General features: G+C 62.6%; 22 protein-coding genes and 1 pseudogene. 14 read left to right on the top strand and 9 right to left on the bottom strand.

Annotation, left to right across the window (positions count from 1 at the left end; genetic code table 11):
- Nucleotides 1-122 precede the first annotated feature (122 nt).
- Nucleotides 123-587 carry a nuclear transport factor 2 family protein gene (locus tag CQ13_RS24935; RefSeq protein ID WP_347337057.1) on the top strand — a complete coding sequence of 155 codons (465 nt, stop codon included), beginning with the start codon at nucleotides 123-125 and terminating at the stop codon, nucleotides 585-587.
- A gap of 129 nt (nucleotides 588-716) precedes the next feature.
- Here CQ13_RS24935 and CQ13_RS24930 read toward each other — a convergent pair whose 3' ends face one another.
- Entirely contained in the window at nucleotides 717-2,036 is a 1,320-nt protein-coding gene (locus CQ13_RS24930) for a histidine kinase (RefSeq protein WP_347337056.1), read from the bottom strand.
- A 116-nt stretch (nucleotides 2,037-2,152) separates the two neighbouring features.
- Here CQ13_RS24930 and CQ13_RS24925 point away from each other — a divergent pair, with 116 nt between their 5' ends.
- Nucleotides 2,153-2,797: a response regulator transcription factor gene (locus tag CQ13_RS24925; RefSeq protein ID WP_057845485.1), complete on the top strand. Its 645-nt coding sequence runs from the start codon at nucleotides 2,153-2,155 to the stop codon at nucleotides 2,795-2,797.
- Between the two features lie 156 nt (nucleotides 2,798-2,953).
- Nucleotides 2,954-3,166: a hypothetical protein gene (locus tag CQ13_RS24920; RefSeq protein ID WP_063800142.1), complete on the top strand. Its 213-nt coding sequence runs from the start codon at nucleotides 2,954-2,956 to the stop codon at nucleotides 3,164-3,166.
- A 285-nt stretch (nucleotides 3,167-3,451) separates the two neighbouring features.
- Here the strand turns inward: CQ13_RS24920 and CQ13_RS41485 are convergent.
- Nucleotides 3,452-3,547, bottom strand: a pseudogene (locus CQ13_RS41485) (LysR family transcriptional regulator); the annotation flags it as partial.
- A 243-nt stretch (nucleotides 3,548-3,790) separates the two neighbouring features.
- Here CQ13_RS41485 and paoA point away from each other — a divergent pair.
- From paoA to CQ13_RS24880, 8 genes are all read left to right on the top strand, one after another.
- Complete coding sequence (gene paoA / locus CQ13_RS24915) at nucleotides 3,791-4,441, top strand: aldehyde dehydrogenase iron-sulfur subunit PaoA (protein WP_057845478.1); 651 nt, start codon at nucleotides 3,791-3,793, stop codon at nucleotides 4,439-4,441.
- Nucleotides 4,438-5,388, top strand: a complete 951-nt coding sequence (locus CQ13_RS24910) for an FAD binding domain-containing protein (protein WP_057845477.1) — start codon at nucleotides 4,438-4,440, stop codon at nucleotides 5,386-5,388. Before paoA ends, CQ13_RS24910 begins: the two co-directional genes overlap by 4 nt.
- 16 nt (nucleotides 5,389-5,404) lie before the next feature.
- The gene (paoC, locus tag CQ13_RS24905) at nucleotides 5,405-7,609 is read left to right on the top strand and encodes an aldehyde oxidoreductase molybdenum-binding subunit PaoC (RefSeq protein ID WP_057845476.1); all 2,205 of its coding nucleotides are present in this window, start codon (nucleotides 5,405-5,407) and stop codon (nucleotides 7,607-7,609) included.
- 155 nt (nucleotides 7,610-7,764) lie between these two features.
- Complete coding sequence (locus tag CQ13_RS24900; RefSeq protein ID WP_057845475.1) at nucleotides 7,765-9,033, top strand: lipoprotein-releasing ABC transporter permease subunit; 1,269 nt, start codon at nucleotides 7,765-7,767, stop codon at nucleotides 9,031-9,033.
- Nucleotides 9,034-9,370: 337 nt separating this feature from the next.
- A complete protein-coding gene (gene thrC / locus CQ13_RS24895) occupies nucleotides 9,371-10,789 on the top strand; it encodes a threonine synthase (protein WP_057845474.1) in 1,419 nt (472 codons plus the stop codon).
- On the top strand, nucleotides 10,786-12,075 hold the full coding sequence (locus tag CQ13_RS24890) for a M16 family metallopeptidase (RefSeq protein ID WP_057845473.1): 1,290 nt from the start codon (nucleotides 10,786-10,788) through the stop codon (nucleotides 12,073-12,075). The genes thrC and CQ13_RS24890 overlap by 4 nt, the downstream gene beginning before the upstream one ends.
- A 211-nt stretch (nucleotides 12,076-12,286) precedes the next feature.
- Nucleotides 12,287-12,874, top strand: coding sequence for a GNAT family N-acetyltransferase (locus tag CQ13_RS24885; protein WP_057845472.1), 588 nt, complete (start codon nucleotides 12,287-12,289; stop codon nucleotides 12,872-12,874).
- A gap of 100 nt (nucleotides 12,875-12,974) precedes the next feature.
- Complete coding sequence (locus CQ13_RS24880; RefSeq protein WP_057845471.1) at nucleotides 12,975-13,613, top strand: hypothetical protein; 639 nt, start codon at nucleotides 12,975-12,977, stop codon at nucleotides 13,611-13,613.
- Between the two features lie 51 nt (nucleotides 13,614-13,664).
- Here the strand turns inward: CQ13_RS24880 and CQ13_RS24875 are convergent, their stop codons facing one another.
- The 5 genes from CQ13_RS24875 to CQ13_RS24855 form a co-directional block, all read right to left on the bottom strand.
- Nucleotides 13,665-14,150, bottom strand: coding sequence for a F0F1 ATP synthase subunit B family protein (locus CQ13_RS24875; RefSeq protein WP_057845470.1), 486 nt, complete (start codon nucleotides 14,148-14,150; stop codon nucleotides 13,665-13,667).
- 4 nt (nucleotides 14,151-14,154) lie between these two features.
- Nucleotides 14,155-14,718, bottom strand: a complete 564-nt coding sequence (locus CQ13_RS24870; RefSeq protein WP_057845469.1) for a F0F1 ATP synthase subunit B family protein — start codon at nucleotides 14,716-14,718, stop codon at nucleotides 14,155-14,157.
- A gap of 56 nt (nucleotides 14,719-14,774) precedes the next feature.
- Nucleotides 14,775-15,005, bottom strand: coding sequence for a F0F1 ATP synthase subunit C (locus CQ13_RS24865; protein ID WP_016847054.1), 231 nt, complete (start codon nucleotides 15,003-15,005; stop codon nucleotides 14,775-14,777).
- Nucleotides 15,006-15,062: 57 nt separating this feature from the next.
- Nucleotides 15,063-15,818, bottom strand: a complete 756-nt coding sequence (locus CQ13_RS24860; protein WP_057845468.1) for a F0F1 ATP synthase subunit A — start codon at nucleotides 15,816-15,818, stop codon at nucleotides 15,063-15,065.
- A gap of 69 nt (nucleotides 15,819-15,887) precedes the next feature.
- Nucleotides 15,888-16,259 (bottom strand): AtpZ/AtpI family protein, encoded by a 372-nt coding sequence (locus CQ13_RS24855; RefSeq protein ID WP_057845484.1) that lies wholly within the window; start codon nucleotides 16,257-16,259, stop codon nucleotides 15,888-15,890.
- A gap of 276 nt (nucleotides 16,260-16,535) precedes the next feature.
- Between CQ13_RS24855 and CQ13_RS24850 the strand changes: the two genes are divergently transcribed.
- From CQ13_RS24850 to CQ13_RS24840, 3 genes are all read left to right on the top strand, one after another.
- A complete protein-coding gene (locus CQ13_RS24850) occupies nucleotides 16,536-17,159 on the top strand; it encodes a 2-hydroxychromene-2-carboxylate isomerase (protein WP_057845467.1) in 624 nt (207 codons plus the stop codon).
- Nucleotides 17,160-17,225: 66 nt separating this feature from the next.
- Nucleotides 17,226-17,765 carry a hypothetical protein gene (locus tag CQ13_RS24845; protein WP_057845466.1) on the top strand — a complete coding sequence of 180 codons (540 nt, stop codon included), beginning with the start codon at nucleotides 17,226-17,228 and terminating at the stop codon, nucleotides 17,763-17,765.
- 117 nt (nucleotides 17,766-17,882) lie between these two features.
- Complete coding sequence (locus CQ13_RS24840) at nucleotides 17,883-18,356, top strand: secondary thiamine-phosphate synthase enzyme YjbQ (protein ID WP_057845465.1); 474 nt, start codon at nucleotides 17,883-17,885, stop codon at nucleotides 18,354-18,356.
- A gap of 148 nt (nucleotides 18,357-18,504) precedes the next feature.
- Here CQ13_RS24840 and CQ13_RS43420 read toward each other — a convergent pair whose 3' ends face one another.
- Nucleotides 18,505-18,669 carry a hypothetical protein gene (locus CQ13_RS43420; protein WP_156433887.1) on the bottom strand — a complete coding sequence of 55 codons (165 nt, stop codon included), beginning with the start codon at nucleotides 18,667-18,669 and terminating at the stop codon, nucleotides 18,505-18,507.
- Between the two features lie 285 nt (nucleotides 18,670-18,954).
- Nucleotides 18,955-20,604, bottom strand: a complete 1,650-nt coding sequence (locus CQ13_RS24835) for an MFS transporter (protein WP_430649710.1) — start codon at nucleotides 20,602-20,604, stop codon at nucleotides 18,955-18,957.
- Between the last annotated feature and the right edge of the window lie 152 nt (nucleotides 20,605-20,756).

Here is a 20,756-nt window from a genome sequence, read left to right as displayed (position 1 = left end):
TAGCTTGAATCACAACCAAGCCCGGATGAGAATCCTGAATCCCAACAGACCCTAGCCTGATGGAACCTTTGTTCCGCACAATCACTTAGTACCACGGTGAGTTCCGGGAGATAGGCCGTTCAGTGTCCATTCACGACGATCGCCATACTCCGTCACCCGGGTCAGCACTCGGGACAAGGTATGGCAACGTGGATGGGATCGCGAAATTGGCTGATGATTTCGATCAAGTAGCGTTGGTGGTCGACTGGCTGGACGCGTGCCGCAATCGCGACCTCGCGACATTGCTCGACCTCTATGCTGATGACGCGATTGCCGAATGCCGGTGCGGCGAAGCCAAGGTCAGTGAAGGCCGCGCCGGACTTGAATCCTACTGGCGGCCGCGCCTCGACGCGATCGCACCCACCGCATTCGGGCTGGAGGAAATCACGCCGACCGCTGACGGCGTCGTGCTCGACTACCTGAGCCACGAAGGCGCGCCCGTCCGCATCGCATTCACCTTTTCGCGTGACGCCAAGATCCTGCGGACCACCTGTGCCCCCTCGGGCCAGGCGTTGTGCCGGGAAGTTGCCGCCGTTGAGGGCGACTGACCGCAAAGCGTTTTCCAGCGAAGCATGCCCTCGGACTTGATCCGTGGGTAGACACCGGTTCGCGTCAAGAAAACGCGTCAGAACAAAAATCTAGAGGCCGGTTCTGATTCGATCAGAACCAAAAAGGCTCTAGCCTCGTTCTGCGTGTTGCGAATGTGAGGCGGAATCGCCCGCCGGAAGCCGGCAACGAACGCTGGTGCGCCCTGCCTCGCGCAGCAATTCAAGCGTCCCGCTCAGCGCTCGAACGCGCTCCAGCATTCCCGTCAGTCCCCGGCCGAATACCCGATCCGCCGGAAAGCCGATGCCGTCGTCGGATACTTCCACGATCACTTCGCGCTCGTTGATGCCTGTCGCGACATGCATCGATTTCGCTTTGGCGTGGCGGAGCACATTTGTCACCGCCTCCTGGATCACGCGATAGACCGTCTGCGACAGCAGGCCGTCGACCTCGTTCAGTGCCGCGTCGATCTGCGACGTCACCTTGAGATCAGGCGACTGCGCCTTCGCATTCCGCAGCAGCGTCTGGATGCTCTTCTCCAGGCCGAGCTCCTGAATGTAGAGCGGCCGCAGGCGGTCGAGGATGCGGCGGTTCGCCTGCTGCAAGGTTTCGACCGACTGCAGAATGCCATCGGCCGCGCTCCTCAGCTCCGCGTTCGCGGACGGGATGGTTTCCAAGAGCGCCACCGTATTGGCGCGGATCCCGAACAGCAGCGGCCCGAGTTCATCATGGAGCTCGCGCGCCATATCCTGCCGCTCGTCATCTTGCAGCGACATGATCCGGCGCAGCAGGCTGCGATTATCCTGGCTGAGGCGATTGAGGGTGCGTGCGAGTTCGTTGGCCTCCTGTGCGCTCCTGCGGACCTCGGGCGGACCGGCAGGGGAAATTAGCTGTTCGTAATTCCCCGTTCGCATGCGGGTCAGGCCGTCGCCCAGATTCTGCAGCGGTACCAATGCGGAGCGCACGGTGAAATGGGCAATCGCCCCCGTCAGCAGCATCAGGACAATTCCGGAGCAGGCGATCGCCAGAAATCCGATCCACTTTTCGTAGATGTCGGCGGACATGTCCGGCGCAAATATGATATCCCCGACCTGCTTCCCCTCGACCATCACGGGGAAGGCTGTCCCGAATTCGGGGATGGCGAGGAGGTGGACGAACCATTCAGGCACCGTTCCCAGGGGGGTCTGCACCTCGGGAGGGTGAACATCGAGGTCGGTCCCGAGGCGCCGAAACCGGATTGTTTCCGACGTTCCCAGCGATTGCACGAATGCTTCGAGGGTTGCTTGCGGATTGGCCGAGGCTCCAAGCGCTGCGTTGAGTGCCGCCGCGACCGTTCTGGCCGAGCGAGTCCCTGGCTGGGCTTCCTCCACAAGGTGCGCAGAGGCAAAGATCTGGAGCGAAACAGCTCCGGCCAGCAGGGCGGCCACGAACATCAGGCCGAGCGGCAGCAATAACCGTGTTCTAAGAGAGAGCCTTTCCCACATTTGCACTATTCTAGTTCCCGCAACCCAAGATTTCTCTTTTCAAATACCGCCAACCGCTTATTTATCCCGAAAGGGGATGGATGATGCAAAATTCCGCCAGATCGGCAACGAAGGTATTGATCGTCGACGACCATCCGGTGGTCCTGTCCGGTTGCCGTTCGCTGTTCGCCTCGGACAATTCCGTCAAGATCGAGGAGGCCACCGACGCCAAGTCCGGCCACCGCGCCTATTTTGCCAGGAAGCCCGACGTCACGGTTATCGACATCAAGCTTCCGGACGTTTCCGGTTTCGAGCTCATGCGGCGCATCCGCAAGGACGATCCGGGCGCCAGGATCATCATGTTTAGCATGAATGACGATCCGGCGTTCGTCGTTCGCGCCATCGAGATGGGCGCGCAGGGCTATGTTTCGAAGGGCGATGATCCCCGGATGCTGGTAAGGGCCGTCCGCAAGGTGGCCGCGGGCGAGAATTTCATTTCACCGCAACTGGCGGAGGCGGTGACGTTTTCAGGCGCGTCGATCAAGGCCAATCCCGCATCGCTGATGACGGCGCGCGAGCTGGAAATCCTGCGGTTGTTGGGCCGGGGCGACAAGATCGTCGAAGTCGCCGACGCGCTGGAGATTTCTTACAAAACGGTTGCCAACACCACCTCGCTGCTCAAGCAGAAGCTCGGCGCCAAGAACCATTCGGACTTGATCCGGATCGCGGTCGAGATGGGGCTCGGCTGAACGGGGCGATCCGTTCGCGCTGCAATTCGCGCATCATCCCGCAAATCGACTTTTATTCCGTAGCGACCAAGCAAGAAGATTAACCGGATAGTCTGTCGCCAGTTGACGGGAAAAACTGGCAAAGTAACCTTGCGGAGCATTTGCAAGGAGAGCTGGATGAACAGCCCGGATATCGCAGAAGCCGCGTTTGCACGGGCCTGGAGCGTCTACCTGCTGATCCACAGCGGTATCGACGAGAACGACCCACGCCGCGCCAGCCTCCAGCGTTTTATCCGGCAGCGCTGCATGGCGGGCGAGACCGACACCGAGCTACTGGCGGTCGAGGGGCTGAAATATCTCAAAAGCCTGGAACGACCCCAGAAAGACTAGTTCGCCGCCGCCTTGTCCGACGGTCCATCCTCGGCAAGATCGGGAATAACTGGAACAATCGATTCCCTCGCGCGTTTGTCGTCATCATTCAAGCGCCGCCGAATTTCAGGTGGCGCGCGACCAGGATGGCGGCCGACACCAGCATGAAAACCATGAAGGTCTGCACAAATCAGTGACGGACCCTTCCAGGAGAGAGGGCCGCAGGTTCGCCTGCGGCCCTTTTTGTTGGGCCGGCGACAAGCACCAGCGCCGGTAACCAGCGCCTCAACCAGCACGGCAAAAACGGCGTGAAACACCAAGCTGCGCCGCCGCCCGGGTGAAGCTTCTTTCGCGCGCCACTGCAAGGAACGCGGTGAGATGGCTGAAGTTTTGCCGCGCCATTCATGAATCCAATTCATAGGTACAAACCAATTCTACGATTCTAATAGAGCGTCGCCTGCGGCTGCGATGTTGGGCTCCGCATCGCTCGTACCGTCGCGCTCTATCAAACGTGAACGCCGGCCAGGAACAGCCGGAACGCGGCGCAGTTACAGGAGCGCAGCCGGATAATTCACGCGGGCAGCGGTAAAGACCGCGCCCTGTCTCGAATGTGATCCGGGCGAAAAGCACAAACGGGAACATGACATGAAAAGTCCGAGCGACTTCGAATTATCGCGGCGTAAGCTGTTGGCGGGAAGCGCCGCATCAATAGCGCTGACGGCCGCGCCGTCCATCGTCAATGCGCAAGTGCCTGCCGTGGAGGCTGCCGTCGCCGACGTCTCTGCCGTATGGAAAGTCTCGTTGACCGTGAACGGAGCGGCGCGCGGCCTCACGCTCGACCCACGAACCACGCTGCTCGATGCGCTGCGCGAGCACCTGCATCTCACCGGCACCAAGAAGGGCTGCGATCATGGCCAGTGCGGCGCTTGCACCGTCATCGTTGGCGGAAGGCGGATCAATTCCTGCATGACGCTCGCCGTGATGCACGAAGGCGAGCGCATTACGACCATCGAAGGGCTCGGCACGCCTGAGAACATGCACCCGATGCAGGCCGCTTTCGTCAAGCATGACGGTTACCAATGCGGCTATTGCACGCCGGGACAAATTTGCTCGGCCGTCGCAGTGCTCGACGAGATCAAGGCCGGCATCCCGAGCCACGTCACTACCGACCTGAAGGCGCCGCCGCAACTCAGCAATCCCGAGCTCCGCGAGCGCATGAGCGGCAACATCTGCCGTTGCGGCGCCTATTCCAACATCGCCGAGGCAATATCGGAAGTCGCCGGGAGGCCCGCATGAGATCATTCACCTACGAACGCGCCCGCACGCCGGCTGAGGCTGCGGCTTCCGCGATGCGCAAGCCCGATGCCAAATTCATCGCCGGTGGCACCAATCTCCTGGACCTGATGAAACTCGAGATCGAGACGCCGGCCCATCTGATCGACGTCAACGGCCTTGCACTCGACAAGATCGAGTCGACGCAAGAGGGCGGACTACGCATCGGCGCGCTGGTGCGCAACACCGATCTCGCCGCGGACGCGCGGGTACGGCGCGATTACGGCGTATTGTCGCGCGCGTTGCTCGCCGGCGCCTCGGGGCAATTGCGCAACATGGCGACGACCGCAGGAAATCTGCTGCAGCGAACGCGCTGCCCATATTTCTATGACACCAATCAGTCCTGCAATAAACGGAAGCCCGGCAGCGGCTGTGCGGCGATCGGCGGCTTCAGCCGCCAGCATGCCGTTGTAGGCGCAAGCGAAGCCTGCATCGCGACCCATCCGAGCGATATGGCGGTGGCGATGCGCGCGCTCGATGCCACCGTCGAAACCGTGCAGCCCGACGGCGCGACGCGAACGATCCCGATTGCCGAATTTTACCGTCTGCCCGGCGATACGCCGCATATCGAAACGACGTTGATGCCGGGCGAGTTGATCACGGCGGTGACGCTGCCAAAACCCGTCGGCGGCAAGCAGATCTACCGCAAGGTGCGCGACCGCGCTTCTTACGCCTTCGCGCTGGTATCGGTGGCTGCGATTGTGCAGCGCGACGGAACGGGGCGTGTCGCGCTCGGCGGCGTCGCGCACAAGCCATGGCGTGTCGAGGCGGCCGAGACCCAGATGCCGCGTGGCGCCAAGGCGGTCGCCGCACAGTTGCTCGCCGATGCCAGGCCGACGCGGGAGAATGCATTCAAGCTGGCGCTAGCCGAACGCACGTTGGGCGCCGTGCTGGCTGAAGCGAAAGGCTGATCCGAAAGGTTGATCCATGAGATTCGAAACCCCTGCCACAATCAATCCGATCGACCAGCTCAAGGTGGTCGGCAAGCCCGCCGATCGCATCGATGGTCCGCTCAAGACCACGGGGACCGCGCGTTATGCCTACGAGCACCATGAAGGCGTTTCAAATCCGGCTTACGGCTACGTGATCGGCTCGGCCATCGCTAAGGGCCGGATCGCCGGTATGGATTTCTCTGCCGCCAAGTCGGCACCCGGCGTGCGCGCCATCGTCACGGCTGACAATGCCGGCAAGCTCGGCAAGGGTGACCGCAACACTGCGAAGCTGCTCGGCGGTCCCGACATCGAGCATTATCACCAGGCGATCGCGCTCGTGGTTGCCGATACCTTCGAGCAGGCCCGCGCGGCCGCGGAACTCGTCCGCGTCGACTATGTCCGAACTGATGGCGCCTTCGATCTCGCGGCGGTCAAGGACATTGCCAAGCCCCGGCCCGTATTCGGCGGTCCGGCCGATACCGCGGTCGGTGATTTTGCCGACGCATTTGCCGCAGCGCCGGTTCAACTCGACGCCAACTACACCACGCCCGATCAGGCGCATGCGATGATGGAGCCGCATGCCTCGATCGCCGCCTGGAATGGCGACAAGCTCACGCTCTGGACCTCGAACCAGATGATCGCCTGGGGGGTGGGGGAGGTGGCGAAGACGCTGGACATTCCGAAGGAGAACGTTCGTCTGATTTCGCCCTTCATCGGTGGCGGCTTCGGCTCTAAACTGTTCGTTCGCTCGGATGCATTGCTCGCGGCACTCGGCGCACGCGCAACCGGGCGGCCCGTGAAGGTGGCGCTGCCGCGGCCCTTTGTCTTCAACAACACCACACATCGCCCCGCAACGATCCAGCGCATCCGCATCGGTGCGGCCAGGGATGGCAAAATCTCGGCCATCGGTCATGAAGAGTGGTCCGGCAATCTGCCCGGCGGCAGGCCCGAGGGCGCGGTCGCCCAGACGCGGCTGCTATATGCCGGCGCCAACCGCATGACCGCCACGCGGCTCGCCGTGCTGAACTTGCCCGAAGGCAACGCCATGCGCGCGCCGGGCGAGGCGTCGGGCATGATGGCGCTTGAAATCGCGGTTGACGAAATGGCCGAGCGGCTCGCCATGGATCCGATCGAGTTCCGGATCATCAACGATACCCAGGTCGATCCGGAGAAGCCGGAGCGGCCGTTCTCGCAGCGCCGCCTCACCGAGTGCCTGCGGACAGGCGCGGAGCGCTTCGGCTGGAACAAACGCAATCCGCAGCCGGGCAGGGTTGGCGACGGGCGTTGGCTGGTCGGCATCGGCGTCGCTGCCGCGTTTCGCAACAATTTGCTGACGAAGTCGGCCGCGCGTGTGCGGCTCGACAACAACGGCGTTGTAACCGTCGAGACCGATATGACCGACATCGGCACCGGCAGCTACACGATCATCGCGCAGACTGCGGCCGAGATGATGGGTGTGCCGATGGAGAAAGTGGTGGTGCGTTTGGGAGACTCGACCTTCCCGGTGTCATCAGGCTCCGGCGGACAATGGGGCGGCAACAACTCGACCGCAGGCGTTTATGCCGCCTGTGTCAAGCTGCGCGAGGCGGTCGCGCAAAAACTTGGTTTCAACTCGGCGGAAGCGGAGTTCGCTGATGGTGAGGTTCGCTCGGGTAATCGGCGCGTGCCGCTGGCGCAGGCCGCGGGCGATAGCGGCCTCGGTGCCGAGGACGGCATTGAGTATGGCGACATCGACAAGAAGTATCAGCAATCGACCTTCGGCGCGCACTTCGTCGAAGTCGGCGTCGATACCGCCACGGCCGAGATCCGTGTGCGCCGGATGCTTGCGGTCTGTGCCGCCGGCCGCATTCTCAATCCGAAGACCGCGCGCAGTCAGGTGATCGGCGCGATGACCATGGGCGTTGGCGCGGCGCTGATGGAGGAACTCGTCGTCGACGAGCGCGCTGGATTCTTCGTCAACCATGATCTGGCTGGGTACGAGGTCCCGGTTCACGCCGACATTCCGCATCAGGACATGATCTTCCTCGACGAGACCGACCCGATGTCGTCGCCGATGAAGGCCAAGGGTGTCGCCGAACTCGGCATCTGCGGTGTGGCGGCGGCGGTCGCCAACGCCGTCTACAACGCCACCGGCGTCCGCGTGCGCGACTATCCGATCACGCTCGACAAGCTGCTGGAGGAAATGCCGGACGTCGGTTGAGCTTGAGCGAACGCGTATTGAACTTCGAGGCTTGACCCAGGGCATCCGCAAAGGAAGCGCCACCTGATCTGGCATGGCAGGAATATGGCGGTGGATGAGAACCATTCTTCAAAGCTAGCGCGCCAATCGTTCCAAAAACGCGCTATGAATGGACCATGGAGAATCCGCGCCCCCTGCCGTTCTCGGCATTCGAATGGCTGCTGTCCGGGCGGTACTTGCGGGCGCGTCGCAAGGAAGGCTTCATTTCCGTTATCGCCGGTTTTTCCTTCCTCGGCATCATGCTCGGCGTTGCGACGCTGATTATCGTGATGGCGGTCATGAACGGCTTCCGCAAGGAGCTGGTGGGCAAGATCGTCGGCCTGAACGGCCACCTTCTGGTGCAACCGCTGGAGCAGCCGTTGACGGACTGGGAGGACGTCACCGAGCGCATCGGTCGGGTTCCAGGCATACGGCTCGCCGTTCCCGTGGTGGACGCTCCGGCCCTCGCATCGTCGGCGCACAACGCCTCCGGCGTGCTCGTTCGCGGCATTCGCTCCGACGATCTCAACAAACTTGCCGCGATCGCCGGCAACATCCAGCAGGGCTCGCTGGAAGGATTCGACCAGGGGCAAGGGGTCGCGATCGGACGCAGGCTTGCCGATCAGTTGTCGCTGCGTGCCGGCGACAACATCACGCTGGTCGCGCCAGATGGCGTAGCGAGGTCGAAGGGCACGATGGCGCGGATCAAGCCGTACAAGGTTGCGGCGGTGTTCAGCATCGACATGTCGGAATATGATTCCGTGATGGTCTTTCTGCCGCTCGCCGAGGCGCAGGCCTATTTCAACCGGGCCGATGACGTGAGCGCCATCGAAATTTTTATCGACGGCAGCCCTGACCGGGTCGACAGCTTCCGAAGGCCGGTAGTTGACGCTGCGGGGCGGCCGGTATTCCTCGTCGATTGGCGACGGCGCACCTCGGCCTTCTTCGCCGCACTTCAGGTCGAGCGCAATGTCATGTTCTTGATCCTGACCTTGATCGTGCTGGTCGCCGCGCTGAACATCGTGTCGGGCCTGATCATGCTGGTGAAGGACAAGGGGAGCGACATCGCGATTCTGCGCACCGTGGGCGCCTCGCGAGGGGCAATCATGCGGATATTCCTGATCGCAGGTGCTGCGATCGGTGTGCTCGGCACGGTGACCGGACTGCTCGTCGGCATGCTGGTTTGCCTGAATATCGAAACGATCCGGCAATTCCTGTCCTGGCTCACCAATACCGAGCTGTTTCCACCAAAACTCTACTTCTTGTCGAAGCTGCCGGCGGAGATCGATTTTGCCGAAACCGCCGCCGTCGTGGCCATGGCATTGACGCTGTCATTGCTCGCGACGCTCTATCCATCCTGGCGCGCCGCGCGGCTCGATCCAGTCGATGTGCTTCGATATGGGTGAGGGCGGGCGCACACTCAGTTGTCGTCGCCTGCGAAAGCGGGTGAGCCGATATTCCAGAGGCAACAGTAATTGAGCCGATAGGCCGTGGCGTATTGGAGGCTGCCTTCGGAAGGCGTGTTCAGCTCGGAGCCCTCATGGTGGTGAGGTGCGCGGCCGCGCCGCGCGTCTCGAACCATGAGGCCGCTGGCCCCCAACCTGCGCCGCTCTTTTCGTCCACGAGCCATTTCCCCTTGGCCACAAAACCCATTATGGTGCGCCCTCGCTTCGCGCTTGGCGAAATCTAATTCATGGCTAATATCAAAGGCTTGGCATAGGGCTTGCGCCTTTGGAGGGTGGTTTGACGCGCTATATTTCGACGCGGGGGGAGGCCCCCGTCCTGGGTTTCTGCGATGTGATGCTGACCGGGCTCGCCCGCGACGGCGGCCTCTACGTGCCTGAGGTCTGGCCGCAATTATCGAGCGAGACCATCGCCTCCTTCTTCGGCCGGCCCTATTGGGAAGTTGCCGTTGACGTCATCAAGCCGTTTGCCGCGGGCGAAATTTCCGACGCCGATCTCGGCCGCATGGCGAATGAGGCTTATGCGACGTTCCGCCATCCCGCGGTGGTGCCGCTGAACCAGGTCAGCCCCCATCAATTCGTGCTGGAGCTGTTCCACGGCCCGACGCTGGCGTTCAAGGACGTCGCGATGCAGTTGATCTCGCGGCTGATGGATCACGTGCTGGCCAAGCGAAATCAGCGCACCACCATCGTTGTCGCGACCTCAGGCGATACCGGCGGCGCCGCGGTTGATGCGTTCGCCAATCTCGACAATGTCGACCTCGTCGTGCTGTTCCCGAACGGGCGTATCTCCGACGTGCAGCGGCGGATGATGACGACGACGGGCGCGTCCAACGTGCATGCGCTGGCGATCGAGGGTACCTTCGACGACTGTCAGGCACTCGTGAAGGCGATGTTCAACCATCACGGCTTTCGCGACGCGGTCTCGCTGTCGGGCGTCAATTCGATCAACTGGGCGCGGATCGTCGCACAGGTGGTGTATTACTTCACGTCGGCGGTGGCGCTCGGTGCGCCCGCGCGTACCGTGGATTTCACTGTGCCAACGGGAAATTTCGGCGACATCTTTGCGGGCTACGTGGCGAAGAGGATGGGCCTGCCGGTGCGCTGGCTGCGCATCGCCTCCAACGTCAACGACATCCTGCCGCGCACGCTCAAGACCGGTATCTATGAAGTCCGCGAAGTTCACGCCTCCGCTTCGCCCTCGATGGACATCCAGGTCTCCTCGAATTTCGAGCGGCTGTTGTTCGAGGCGAGCCGCCGCGACGCCGACGGCGTCCGCCGGCTGATGGCCTCGCTAAAACAGTCCGGACGTTTCGTGCTGCCGGATGCCATGCTGGCGGCGATCCGCGAGGAGTTCGACGCTGGCCGCGCTGACGAAACCGAGACGTCGGCTGCGATCCGCGCCGCCTGGCGCGAGGCCGGCGACCTCGTCGATCCCCATACCGCGGTGGCGCTGGCGGTGGCCGATCGCGATACGTCGGACTCGAAGATCCCCAACATCGTGCTGTCGACCGCGCATCCGGCCAAGTTCCCCGATGCGGTGGAAGCCGCGTGCGGCGTGCGGCCGAAACTGCCGGCCTGGCTCGACGGCCTCATGACCAAATCGGAACACATCACGGTGATGAAAAACGATTCAGCCGAGGTGGAGCGATTCGTGCGCTCGGTCAGCCGCGCCGCGAAGCAAGGAGTTGCCGGATGAGCGTTGATGTCACCAAGCTGCCGTCCGGCCTGACCGTCGTCACCGACACCATGCCGCATCTGGAAACCGCGGCGCTCGGCGTCTGGGCCGGCGTTGGCGGTCGCGACGAAAAGTCGAACGAACACGGCATCTCGCATCTTCTTGAACACATGGCCTTCAAGGGCACGACGCGGCGGTCCTCGCGCGAGATCGTGGAAGAAATCGAGGCGGTCGGCGGTGACCTCAATGCCGGGACCTCGACTGAGACCACGGCCTATTACGCGCGGGTGATGAAGGCCGACGTAGCGCTGGCGCTCGACGTGCTCTCCGACATCCTCACCAATCCGTCCTTCGTGCCGGATGAACTCGAGCGCGAGAAGAGCGTCATCGTGCAGGAAATCGGCGCGGCGCAGGATACGCCCGACGATGTCGTGTTCGAGCACCTCAACGAGCTCTGCTTTCCGGACCAGCCGATAGGCCGGTCACTGCTCGGCACCGCGAAGACGCTGAAGAATTTCGATCGCGACATGTTGCGCGGCTATCTCGCGACGCATTACCGCGGCCCCGACATGGTGGTGGCGGCCGCCGGCGCGGTCGACCACAAGCGCGTGGTGGAGGAAGCGGCGCAGAAATTTGCCAGCTTCGACGCCACGCCGGCGCCGAAGCCGCAACCGGCGATGTTCGGCAAGGGCGGCTCGCGCGTGGTACACCGTGACCTCGAACAGGCGCATTTGACGCTGGCGCTCGAAGGCGTACCGCAGACCGACCTGTCGCTGTTCTCGCTGCAGGTCTTCACCAACACGCTGGGCGGCGGAATGTCGTCGCGACTGTTCCAGGAAGTGCGCGAAAAGCGCGGCCTGTGCTACTCGATCTATACCTTCCACGCGCCCTATACCGATACCGGGTTCTTCGGCCTCTACACCGGCACCGATCCCGGCGACGCCCCGGAGATGATGGAGGTCATCGTCGACGTCATCAACGACGCCGTGGAAACCCTGACCGAAGCCGAGATCGCTCGCGCCAAGGCGCAGATGAAGGCGGGGCTGTTGATGGCGCTGGAAAGCTGCTCGTCCCGAGCCGAACAGCTTGCGCGGCACGTGCTGGCTTATGGACGGCCGCTGACGGTGGAGGAGCTGGTCACCAGGATCGATGCGGTCTCCATCGAATCGACCCGCAACGCGGCGCACGCGCTATTGTCCCGCAGCCGGCCGGCGGTTGTCGCGCTTGGCAGCGGAAGGGGTCTGGACACGGCGGTGTCTTTTGCGGAAGGATTGACGCAGTCGAAGGCGAAAACGCTCCTACATTAAGATTGTTAACCTCGGCCCACTTGCGGGGAGAGAGCATGCGCCGCCTTCCGGCGGCCGTACTTGGCAACGCCGAGGCAACAGCCTCGGCTACGGCGGAGCGCCGGGTGAGGGGCTCTCTCCGCGGATACGGCTCGTGGAGAGAGCCCCTCACCCCGACCTCTCCCCGCAAGCGCGGGCGAGGGGGGGCTAGTTAGGGCGGGAGAGAGTGGGCATGGCCCTGTTTCGTTTGCCAGCCAGCGGACCGGCTGCGCTCGTGCCGCGCGGCCATGGCCTCCTGCTGCGAGCTCCCCAGATGGCGGACTTTCCGCAATGGGCACAATTGCGCGAACAAAGCCGGACCTATCTGACGCCATGGGAGCCGATCTGGCCGTCGGATGATCTGACCCGCGCCGGGTTCCGCCGCCGGCTGCGCCGCTACGCCGAGGATATCGCCGCCGACCGCTCCTATCCCTTCATCATCTTCCGTGAGCGTGATGGCGCCATGATCGGCGGCATCACCCTTGCCAATGTCCGCCGCGGCATCGTGCAGGCCGGGACCATCGGATATTGGGTCGGCGAGCCTCACGCCTGCCGCGGCTACATGACCGCGGCGCTGCGGGTGCTGCTGCCGACGCTGTTCGGTGAGCTCAATCTGCACCGCATCGAGGCGGCCTGCATTCCTTCCAATACGCCCTCGATCCGGGTGCTGGAGAAGTGCGGCTTCACCCGCGAGGGGCTGGCGCGGCGCTATCTCTGCATCAACGGCATCTGGCAGGACCATCTGCTGTTCGGCCTGCTGCATGAGGATTTCCGCGGCTGAACCGTTGATTTCTAAGCCTTTTGGGTGCCTTGGGTTCGCCGCCATTGGGCTGCTATAAGGCCGCGGGAATAGACGATGATGGGGATGGCAGGGACGTCGCATGGGTGACAATCGTTTACTCAGGGTAGCGATCGCGGCTGCGGTCGCGGGCGGGCTGGCTTGCACGATGGCCACGCCGGCATCGGCGCAATCGCTGACCGATCGTTTCAAAAGCCTGTTCGGGGGGAAATCGGACGAGCCGGCCACAGACGCGCCTGCCGCGCCGGTGCCCCAGGATACCGGCGATCTGACCTGTCCGCCGGTCACGGTCCGGTCAGGCGCTTCCACCTACGCCGTCGCTGCGCCCGGCAAGCAACCGGTAGGCAACGACCTGCGGTTCCAGGCGACGATCAGCAAGATGGCCCGCGAATGCAGCCTCAATGGCGGTGTGATCACCGCCCGGATCGGCATTCAGGGACGCGTTATCGCAGGCCCCGCCGGCGCGCCGGCTTCGGTTCAGGTCCCCATACGTGTCGCAGTGGTGCACGGCGGCATATCTGAGAAGACCATCGCCACCAAGGCCTACCAGACCACGGTCAATATGACCGAAAGCGGCAGCGAGCCCTTCACGCTGGTGGCCGAAGATCTCACCTATCCGGTACCCCCCGGCGCTGATGGCGACAGATACATCTTCTATATCGGCTTCGACCCGCAGGCTCTGAAGCCCGAACGCCCGGCGCCGAAAAGGAAGAAGCAATAAAAAAGCCGGCGCGATCGTCTCGCGCCGGCTTTTTTGGTTGGTGCGGGCCGCTCAGTTCAGCTTGGCGCGAACCTCGGCAATACCCTTGGCCAGCAAGTCGTCGGCGACCGAGCCCTTCACCGACTGCGACAAGATGGTCGAGGCGGCTTCGACCGCAGCGTTGGCGGCGGCGGCGCGGACGTCGGCCAGCGCCTGGGCTTCGGCAAGCGCAATCTTGCTCTCGGCGGTCTTGGTGCGGCGTGCGACGAAGTCTTCCATCTTGGCCTTGGCTTCGGTGGCGATGCGCTCGGCTTCGGCCCTGGCGTTGGCGACGATCTCCTCGGCCTCGCGCTCGGCGCTGGCGCGGCGGGTCTGGTACTCGCCGAGCAGCTTGGCGGCCTCCTCTTTCAGACGGCGGGCGTCGTCAAGTTCGGCCTTGATGCGTTCGCCGCGATGATCGAGCGCCGTCAGCACCGTCTTGTGGATGCCGAGATAGGCAAACAGCACCAGCAGGATGACGAAGGCGATCGCGACCCAGGTTTCCGGTTCGGTGAACATCGGTCTATCCCTTCAACGAAGCATCGACGGCTTTGCTCACCGTCTTGCTGTCGGGCAGCATGCCGGTGAGGCGCTGGACGATCGCGCCGGCCGCATCCGCTGCGATGCCGCGGACATTGCTCATGGCGGCTTCCCGCGTCGCCGCGATCTGCTTCTCGGCGGCGGCAAGCTTGGCGGTGAGCTGGTCTTCCAGCGTCTTGCGCTCGGCTTCCGCGGCCGCATTTAGCTTTTCGCGGGTCTCGCTACCGATGGCCTGGGCGCGGGAGCGGGCGGCGGCGAGTTCGGTCTCATATGCTTTTAGCGCCGCGTCCGACTCGTCCTTGAACTTCTGCGCCGCCGCCAGATCGCCCTCGATCGCGTTCTGACGTGCGTCGATCACGCTTTCGACGCGCGGCAGCGCAAAGCGGGACACGATCACATAGAGCGCGACGAACGCGATGGCGAGCGACACCAGTTGCGAAGCAAACGTGCTCGAATCGAACGGAGGAAATCCTCCGCCGTGTCCGCCGTCGGCTTCGGTATGGGCGCCGGTGCCCTTGGCCGGGGTACCAGGACTTTTTTCAGCCACGGGGGTCTCCTGTTGCGGTCAGCGCGCCGCCCGGAGGCGGCGCGAGTGGGTGCAGCTCAGAGCGGAACGAACAGCAAGAGCAGCGCGATCAGCAGCGAGAAAATGCCGAGCGCTTCGGTCACGGCGAAGCCGAAAATCAGGTTGCCGAACTGGCCCTGGGCCGCCGAAGGATTGCGCACCGCAGCAGCGAGGTAGTTGCCGAAGATGATGCCCACGCCGACGCCCGCGCCGCCCATGCCGATGCATGCGATGCCCGCGCCGATAAGTTTAGCTGCTGCCGGTTCCATTTCTATAGCTCCTTGAGGGGGTAAGACAAAGGTGTGGGTGGAAATTCCCCGGACCGCTTAGTGTCCCGGATGAATGGCGTCGTTGAGATAGATGCAGGTCAGGATCGCGAACACGTAGGCCTGCAGGAACGCGACCAGGAGTTCGAGCGCGGTCAGCGCTACCGTGAGCGCCAGCGGCAGCATGCCGCCGACCCAGCCGAGCGCGCCGAGCGACACGCCGAGCATCGCGACGAAGCCCGCGAATACTTTCAGCGCGATGTGCCCGGCCAGCATGTTGGCGAACAGACGTACGCTGTGGGAGACCGGCCGCAGGAAGAACGACAGGATTTCGATGAACATGACCAGCGGCAGGATGTAGATCGGCACGCCGGAGGGCACGAAAATCTTGAAGAACTTGAAGCCGTTCTTGTAGAGCCCGTAGATCAGGACGGTAAAGAAAACCAGGAAGGCCAGCGCCGCGGTGACGATGATGTGGCTCGAAACCGTGAACGTGTAGGGAATAATGCCGATCAGGTTCGAGATGCAGATGAACATGAACAGCGAGAAGATCAGCGGGAAGAACTTCATGCCTTCCGCGCCGGCGGTAGAGCGGATCGTCGAGGCGACGAATTCGTAGGAGATTTCCGCGATCGACTGCAGCCGCCCGGGAACCAGTTGCCGTCCTGCCATGCCGCCGATCATCAGTAGCGAGATCACCGCTACCGAGAGGAACATGTAAAGCGAGGAGTTGGTAAAGGCGATCGTTTGGTTGCCGATATGGCCGATCGTGAAGAGGGGTTCGATATTGAACTGGTGGATCGGGTCGATTTTCATCCGCGCGGCTCTTTATCCACCGGCCTGGCCGGCAATCGAATTTCAAATGTCGTGACTTCCCGTCGATGCTCAGCGTCTGCGGGAAGCTACGCCTGCAGATCTCACCACGTTGACCACACCGGCAGTGAAGCCGAGCAGCAGAAACACGATGAAACCGAATGGCGATGTCGACAACAAACGGTCGAACCCCCAGCCAATCGCCGCCCCGACGACAACGCCCGCAACCAACTCCGAGGAAAGCCGGAAACCCAGCGCCATCGCAGATGCTCTGGCAGCCCTGTCTCCGCTTTCAGTTCCGGGTTGATCAGTCCTGAGTTTCCGGCTGTCACGAATTTCGGACAACCGTTGATCCAGACTTCCGAGCCTTGCGGAAAGCGCAGCTTCGTCGGACGACGGCTGATCGCGATTCCCACTTGCGTTGTCGTTCTTGTCTTCGGCCATGCCCAAGACTCTAAACGATACCAACGGTTGATGGAAATTACGCCCGTCACCCTTGAAAGCCGCGCGGACCATACTTAGCGCGTCTAACCAAGTCAAGATTACGCCGTAACCAGCTAGTGCTTTGATTTTTCTGGAATTATTCGAATGTCGTCCGCTGCCCTGTGGACCTGCGATCGCAGTGCAGCAGTATTGCCACAGGGATCGATCTTGCGCGGATTTGGGCGGTCTGCTGGGATGTCCGAAGCGAACCGAAAAATCCCCGTCCCTGGAGCCCGCATGCCGCGTCAGGTCGATTACTATTTCTCGATCCAATCGCCGTGGGCCTACATCGGCCATCAGCCCTTTCGTGACCTGGTAAGTACCTACGATCTCAAGGTTAATTACAAGCCGGTGGTGCTGGTCGATCTGTTCTCGGAGACCGGCGGCTTGCCCCTGATGAAGCGCCATCCGGTGCGGCAGCGCTATCGGATGGTCGAATTGCAGCGCTGGCGCGACAAGCGCGGACTGAAATTCCACCTGCAGCCGACGAACTGGCCATTCAATGCGCGTCTGGCCGATGGCGTCGTGATTGCGGCGCTGGAGGCCGGCCTCGATCCCGACCGATATTTGCGACGGGCCTTTGCCGGCGTCTGGGAAGAGCAACTCAACCTCGCCGATCCCGCAACTATTGCGAAACTCGCCGATAAATCGGGGCTGCCCGGCAAGCAACTGGTGGAGCGATCGGGCTCGGAAGAAATCACCGCTGCGTATGAGCAGAACCGGCAGGACGCGCTCTCGGCCGATGTGTTCGGCTCGCCGGTCTATGTGCTGGATGGCGAGGTGTTCTGGGGGCAGGACCGCATCGAATTGCTCGGCGACGCGTTGAAGTCCGGCCGCGCGCCCTATACGTCAAGAGTGTAGGGGTGCGCCTTGAAAGCGCCCGGACGGTCGAGGAAACCGGTGCTGTCCTGAGGCGGGAGCAAGCCCATGAGCAGAGCGAAATCGTCCTCGAAATTGGCCGGCGTCACTGTGCTGGCCGTTTGTCTCGCCGGCGCCGGTCAGGCGCTTGCGGGCCCGATGCCGGAGACCGAGAACGGCCGCTACGCGCTGTCGCCGGCGGGCGATGGCGTCCTTCGCCTCGACACTCGCACCGGCGCAGTCTCGACCTGCAACAATTCGGGTGCGGGCTGGGCCTGCTATGCCGTACCTGACGAGCGCGCGGCGATGGACGCGGAAATCGGCCGTCAGCAAGCCGACATCGTCCGGCTGCAGGCCGAGAATGAACGGCTCAAGGCGGACCTTGCCTCGCGCGAACCGACCGCCCAGGGCAAGATCGAGGAGCCGCTGCCGAAATCAGACTCGCTGAAGAAGAGCGAGCCGAAGGTTGCCGAGGGCGAGCGCAAGATCGAAATCCCGCTGCCGAGCGACCGCGACATGGATCGCATGATGTCGTTCCTGGAGCGGGCCTGGCAGCGATTGATCGAGATGGCCAACCGGCTGCAGCGGGACGCCAGCGGCAAGATTTGACAGTCGCTGAATTTGTAGGGTGGGCACAGCGAAGCGTGCCCACCATCATTATCGATGCAAGAACTGGTGGGCACGGCGCGAAGAGCGCCTTTGCCCACCCTACGAAGATCGCCCTTGATGACCGCACCCAAACCTCTTTCCCGCACTGCTCCGTCCACGGTCAGCGCCACCTCCATCGTGTCCTCGTTGCTGACCGTGCAGACCTCCGGCGCGGGCTTTACGGACCTCACGGCTGAAATCGCAAAATTCGTCCGCGACGCAGGTGCGCGCGAAGGCGCGATGACGCTGTTCATCCGCCACACCTCGGCGTCGCTGACCATCCAGGAAAATGCCGATCCGACCGTGCTGGTCGACCTGGCCACCGCGCTGGACCGGCTTGCGCCCGAAGACGCCGGCTGGCGTCATGATACCGAGGGGCCGGACGACATGCCGGCACACATCAAGACCATGCTGACCGCGACCTCGCTGCACATCCCGGTTTTGCAGGGCGCGCTCGCGCTGGGTACCTGGCAGGCGATCTATCTGGTCGAGCACCGCGCCCGGCCGCACCGGCGCGAGATCGTGCTGCAGTTCACGGGCGCCGTCGGCTGAGCACAAGACGCGGCGCTGCAATTACCACTATCCGTTCATTCGGAGTTGTAACTGGGTTTGCCTGGAGTAACTTCTTATCAGCGCCTCACCTTGCAGCGACGAGTTAGCAAGCAAACGGGCGCGAAGCGATCGCAGCCGGATTGGTAAATCAGCGATTGGATTGCATATAGGCAAGCCCCGCGGCGCACGCACCGAAGGTAAGCGCCCAAAGCAGGCTGGAATCAAACGACGCGTTCAGCCCATACCGCTGCAGCAGGAAAATGAAGGCGGCCGCCGCCGCGGTGTGCATAGCGATATAGCGCCAATGTTTCATTATCCTACTCTGCCCTTTCGAGAGGCCGTGTCATCAATGTCTAGCCTGATCACGGGTATCAAACAACGGCACTTCGCCCACTGGGTCGTCTCGCTGCGATGCCGTTGCCCTGAGCCGCGAAACCGGATCGCGAGCGTCGATCATGCGACTGGGTGCCGCGGGTGCCGCACGTGAGATTGCCCCGCAGGTGTAGATGAGCAGTTCAAAAATAACCGGCCGCGGAGCGATCCGCGGCCGGCTTGGTTGGGAGTCGTATCGCCGCGGCTGTTGCCGTCGGCGAAACCGTTACTTCGTGATGTCGACGTCCTTGGTTTCCGGCAGGAAGAACAAGCCGACGACCGCGGTGATCGAAGCGAAGATGATCGGATACCAGAGACCTGCGTAGATGTCGCCGGTCGAGGCCACAATCGCAAACGAGGTCGCCGGCAGCAACCCGCCGAACCAGCCATTACCGATGTGGTAGGGCAGCGACATCGAGGTGTAGCGGATCTTGGTCGGGAACAGTTCGACCAGCATCGCCGCGATCGGCCCGTAGACCATTGTGACGAAGAGCACCAGGACGAACAGAAGTCCGATGATCGCCGCAACCTGCGGTTTGAAGATGTCAAACGGGTGAGCCATCTTCACGATCTGGGCGTCGCCGGCCTTGGGGTAACCTGCGGCCTGCACCGCTGCGAGGACGGCCGGATTGGACGTCTTGGCGTCGGCGTAAGCTACGTCCTTTCCGTTGACGACGACCTTCACGCCGGAGCCTGCAGCGCCATAGCTGGTCGAGTATTTGACCGACTGCTGTGCCAGATAGGCGCGAGCGGTATCGCATGGTGCCGAGAAGACGCGGGTGCCGACCGGGTTGAACAGGTCGCCGCAGCCCTTGGCGTCGGCCACTACCTCGACCTTGACCGATTCGATCGCCTTTTCCAGCGCCGGGTTGGCGTTGGTGGTGATCATCCGGAAGATCGGGAAGAAGGTCAGCGCCGCGATCAGGCAGCCCGCCAGAATGATCGGCTTGCGGCCGATCTTGTCGGACAGCGCCCCGAACACGATGAAGAAGCCGGTGCCGAGCAGCAGCGACCAGGCGATCAGAAGGTTGGCGGTGTAGCCGTCAACCTTGAGGATCGATTGCATGAAGAACAGCGCGTAGAACTGGCCGGTGTACCAGACCACGCCCTGACCCATCACGCCGCCGACTAGCGCGATCAATACGATCTTGGCATTGCTCCAGTTGGCAAAGGCTTCGGTCAATGGCGCTTTCGACGCCTTGCCTTCGTCCTTCATTTTCTGGAACACGGGCGATTCATTCAGCCGCAGCCGGATCCATACGGAGATGCCGAGCAGCAGCACCGAGACCAGGAACGGAATGCGCCAGCCCCATGCGGCGAATTCAGGCTCGCCGAGCGCCGTACGGGTGAACAGGATCACGAGCAGCGACATGAACAGCCCGAGCGTCGCGGTGGTCTGGATGAACGAGGTGTAGTAGCCGCGTTTACCCATCGGTGCATGTTCGGCCACGTATGTCGCCGCTCCGCCGTATTCGCCGCCGAGTGCGAGGCCCTGCAGCAGGCGCAAACCGATCAGGATGATCGGCGCCGCAATGCCGATGGTGGCCGCACTGGGCAAAAGGCCGACGATGAAAGTCGACAGGCCCATGATCAGGATGGTGACGAGGAAGGTGTATTTGCGGCCGACGATGTCGCCGACGCGGCCAAACACGATGGCGCCGAACGGACGAACGATAAAGCCTGCAGCGAACGCCAGCAGCGCGAAGATGTCACGCGTGGCCTGGTTGAACATCGGCTGATTTGTCGCGGGATCAATGACGCCGAAGAATTGCGCGCCGATGATGCTGGCAAGCGAACCGAACAGGTAGAAGTCATACCATTCGAAGACGGTGCCGAGCGAGGAGGCTAGAATGACGAAACGTTCGTCTTTCGTCATTCCGGCGGCCTTGCCGGACGTGGCAGCTATTGTAGACATTTCCGAATCGCTCCCCTTTTATGATCGCAAAGATGTGCGTTGCGCTAATCGGCGCGTTATGAGTTGGGCTCACTACATGCTTGGAAGGTATGGCCCAATAGTACTTTCGGCTG

This window comes from Bradyrhizobium retamae, assembly GCF_001440415.1.
Lineage (GTDB): Bacteria > Pseudomonadota > Alphaproteobacteria > Rhizobiales > Xanthobacteraceae > Bradyrhizobium > Bradyrhizobium retamae.
The sequence above is the reverse complement of the archived record's forward strand: the minus strand, read 5'-3'. Positions and strand labels throughout refer to the sequence as shown.

What these genes read in the sequence shown, in the direction of transcription:
- CQ13_RS24925 (WP_057845485.1), top strand. Translation starts at nt 2,153, where the DNA reads ATGCAAAATTCCGCCAGATCGGCAACGAAGGTATTGATCGTCGACGAC.
- CQ13_RS24920 (WP_063800142.1), top strand. Translation starts at nt 2,954, where the DNA reads ATGAACAGCCCGGATATCGCAGAAGCCGCGTTTGCACGGGCCTGGAGC.
- paoA (WP_057845478.1), top strand. Translation starts at nt 3,791, where the DNA reads ATGAAAAGTCCGAGCGACTTCGAATTATCGCGGCGTAAGCTGTTGGCG.
- CQ13_RS24910 (WP_057845477.1), top strand. Translation starts at nt 4,438, where the DNA reads ATGAGATCATTCACCTACGAACGCGCCCGCACGCCGGCTGAGGCTGCG.
- paoC (WP_057845476.1), top strand. Translation starts at nt 5,405, where the DNA reads ATGAGATTCGAAACCCCTGCCACAATCAATCCGATCGACCAGCTCAAG.
- CQ13_RS24900 (WP_057845475.1), top strand. Translation starts at nt 7,765, where the DNA reads ATGGAGAATCCGCGCCCCCTGCCGTTCTCGGCATTCGAATGGCTGCTG.
- CQ13_RS24890 (WP_057845473.1), top strand. Translation starts at nt 10,786, where the DNA reads ATGAGCGTTGATGTCACCAAGCTGCCGTCCGGCCTGACCGTCGTCACC.
- CQ13_RS24885 (WP_057845472.1), top strand. Translation starts at nt 12,287, where the DNA reads ATGGCCCTGTTTCGTTTGCCAGCCAGCGGACCGGCTGCGCTCGTGCCG.
- CQ13_RS24880 (WP_057845471.1), top strand. Translation starts at nt 12,975, where the DNA reads ATGGGTGACAATCGTTTACTCAGGGTAGCGATCGCGGCTGCGGTCGCG.
- CQ13_RS24875 (WP_057845470.1), bottom strand. Translation starts at nt 14,150, where the DNA reads ATGTTCACCGAACCGGAAACCTGGGTCGCGATCGCCTTCGTCATCCTG.
- CQ13_RS24865 (WP_016847054.1), bottom strand. Translation starts at nt 15,005, where the DNA reads ATGGAACCGGCAGCAGCTAAACTTATCGGCGCGGGCATCGCATGCATC.
- CQ13_RS24860 (WP_057845468.1), bottom strand. Translation starts at nt 15,818, where the DNA reads ATGAAAATCGACCCGATCCACCAGTTCAATATCGAACCCCTCTTCACG.
- CQ13_RS24855 (WP_057845484.1), bottom strand. Translation starts at nt 16,259, where the DNA reads ATGGCCGAAGACAAGAACGACAACGCAAGTGGGAATCGCGATCAGCCG.
- CQ13_RS24850 (WP_057845467.1), top strand. Translation starts at nt 16,536, where the DNA reads ATGCCGCGTCAGGTCGATTACTATTTCTCGATCCAATCGCCGTGGGCC.
- CQ13_RS24845 (WP_057845466.1), top strand. Translation starts at nt 17,226, where the DNA reads ATGAGCAGAGCGAAATCGTCCTCGAAATTGGCCGGCGTCACTGTGCTG.
- CQ13_RS24840 (WP_057845465.1), top strand. Translation starts at nt 17,883, where the DNA reads ATGACCGCACCCAAACCTCTTTCCCGCACTGCTCCGTCCACGGTCAGC.
- CQ13_RS43420 (WP_156433887.1), bottom strand. Translation starts at nt 18,669, where the DNA reads ATGAAACATTGGCGCTATATCGCTATGCACACCGCGGCGGCGGCCGCC.
- CQ13_RS24835 (WP_430649710.1), bottom strand. Translation starts at nt 20,604, where the DNA reads ATGACGAAAGACGAACGTTTCGTCATTCTAGCCTCCTCGCTCGGCACC.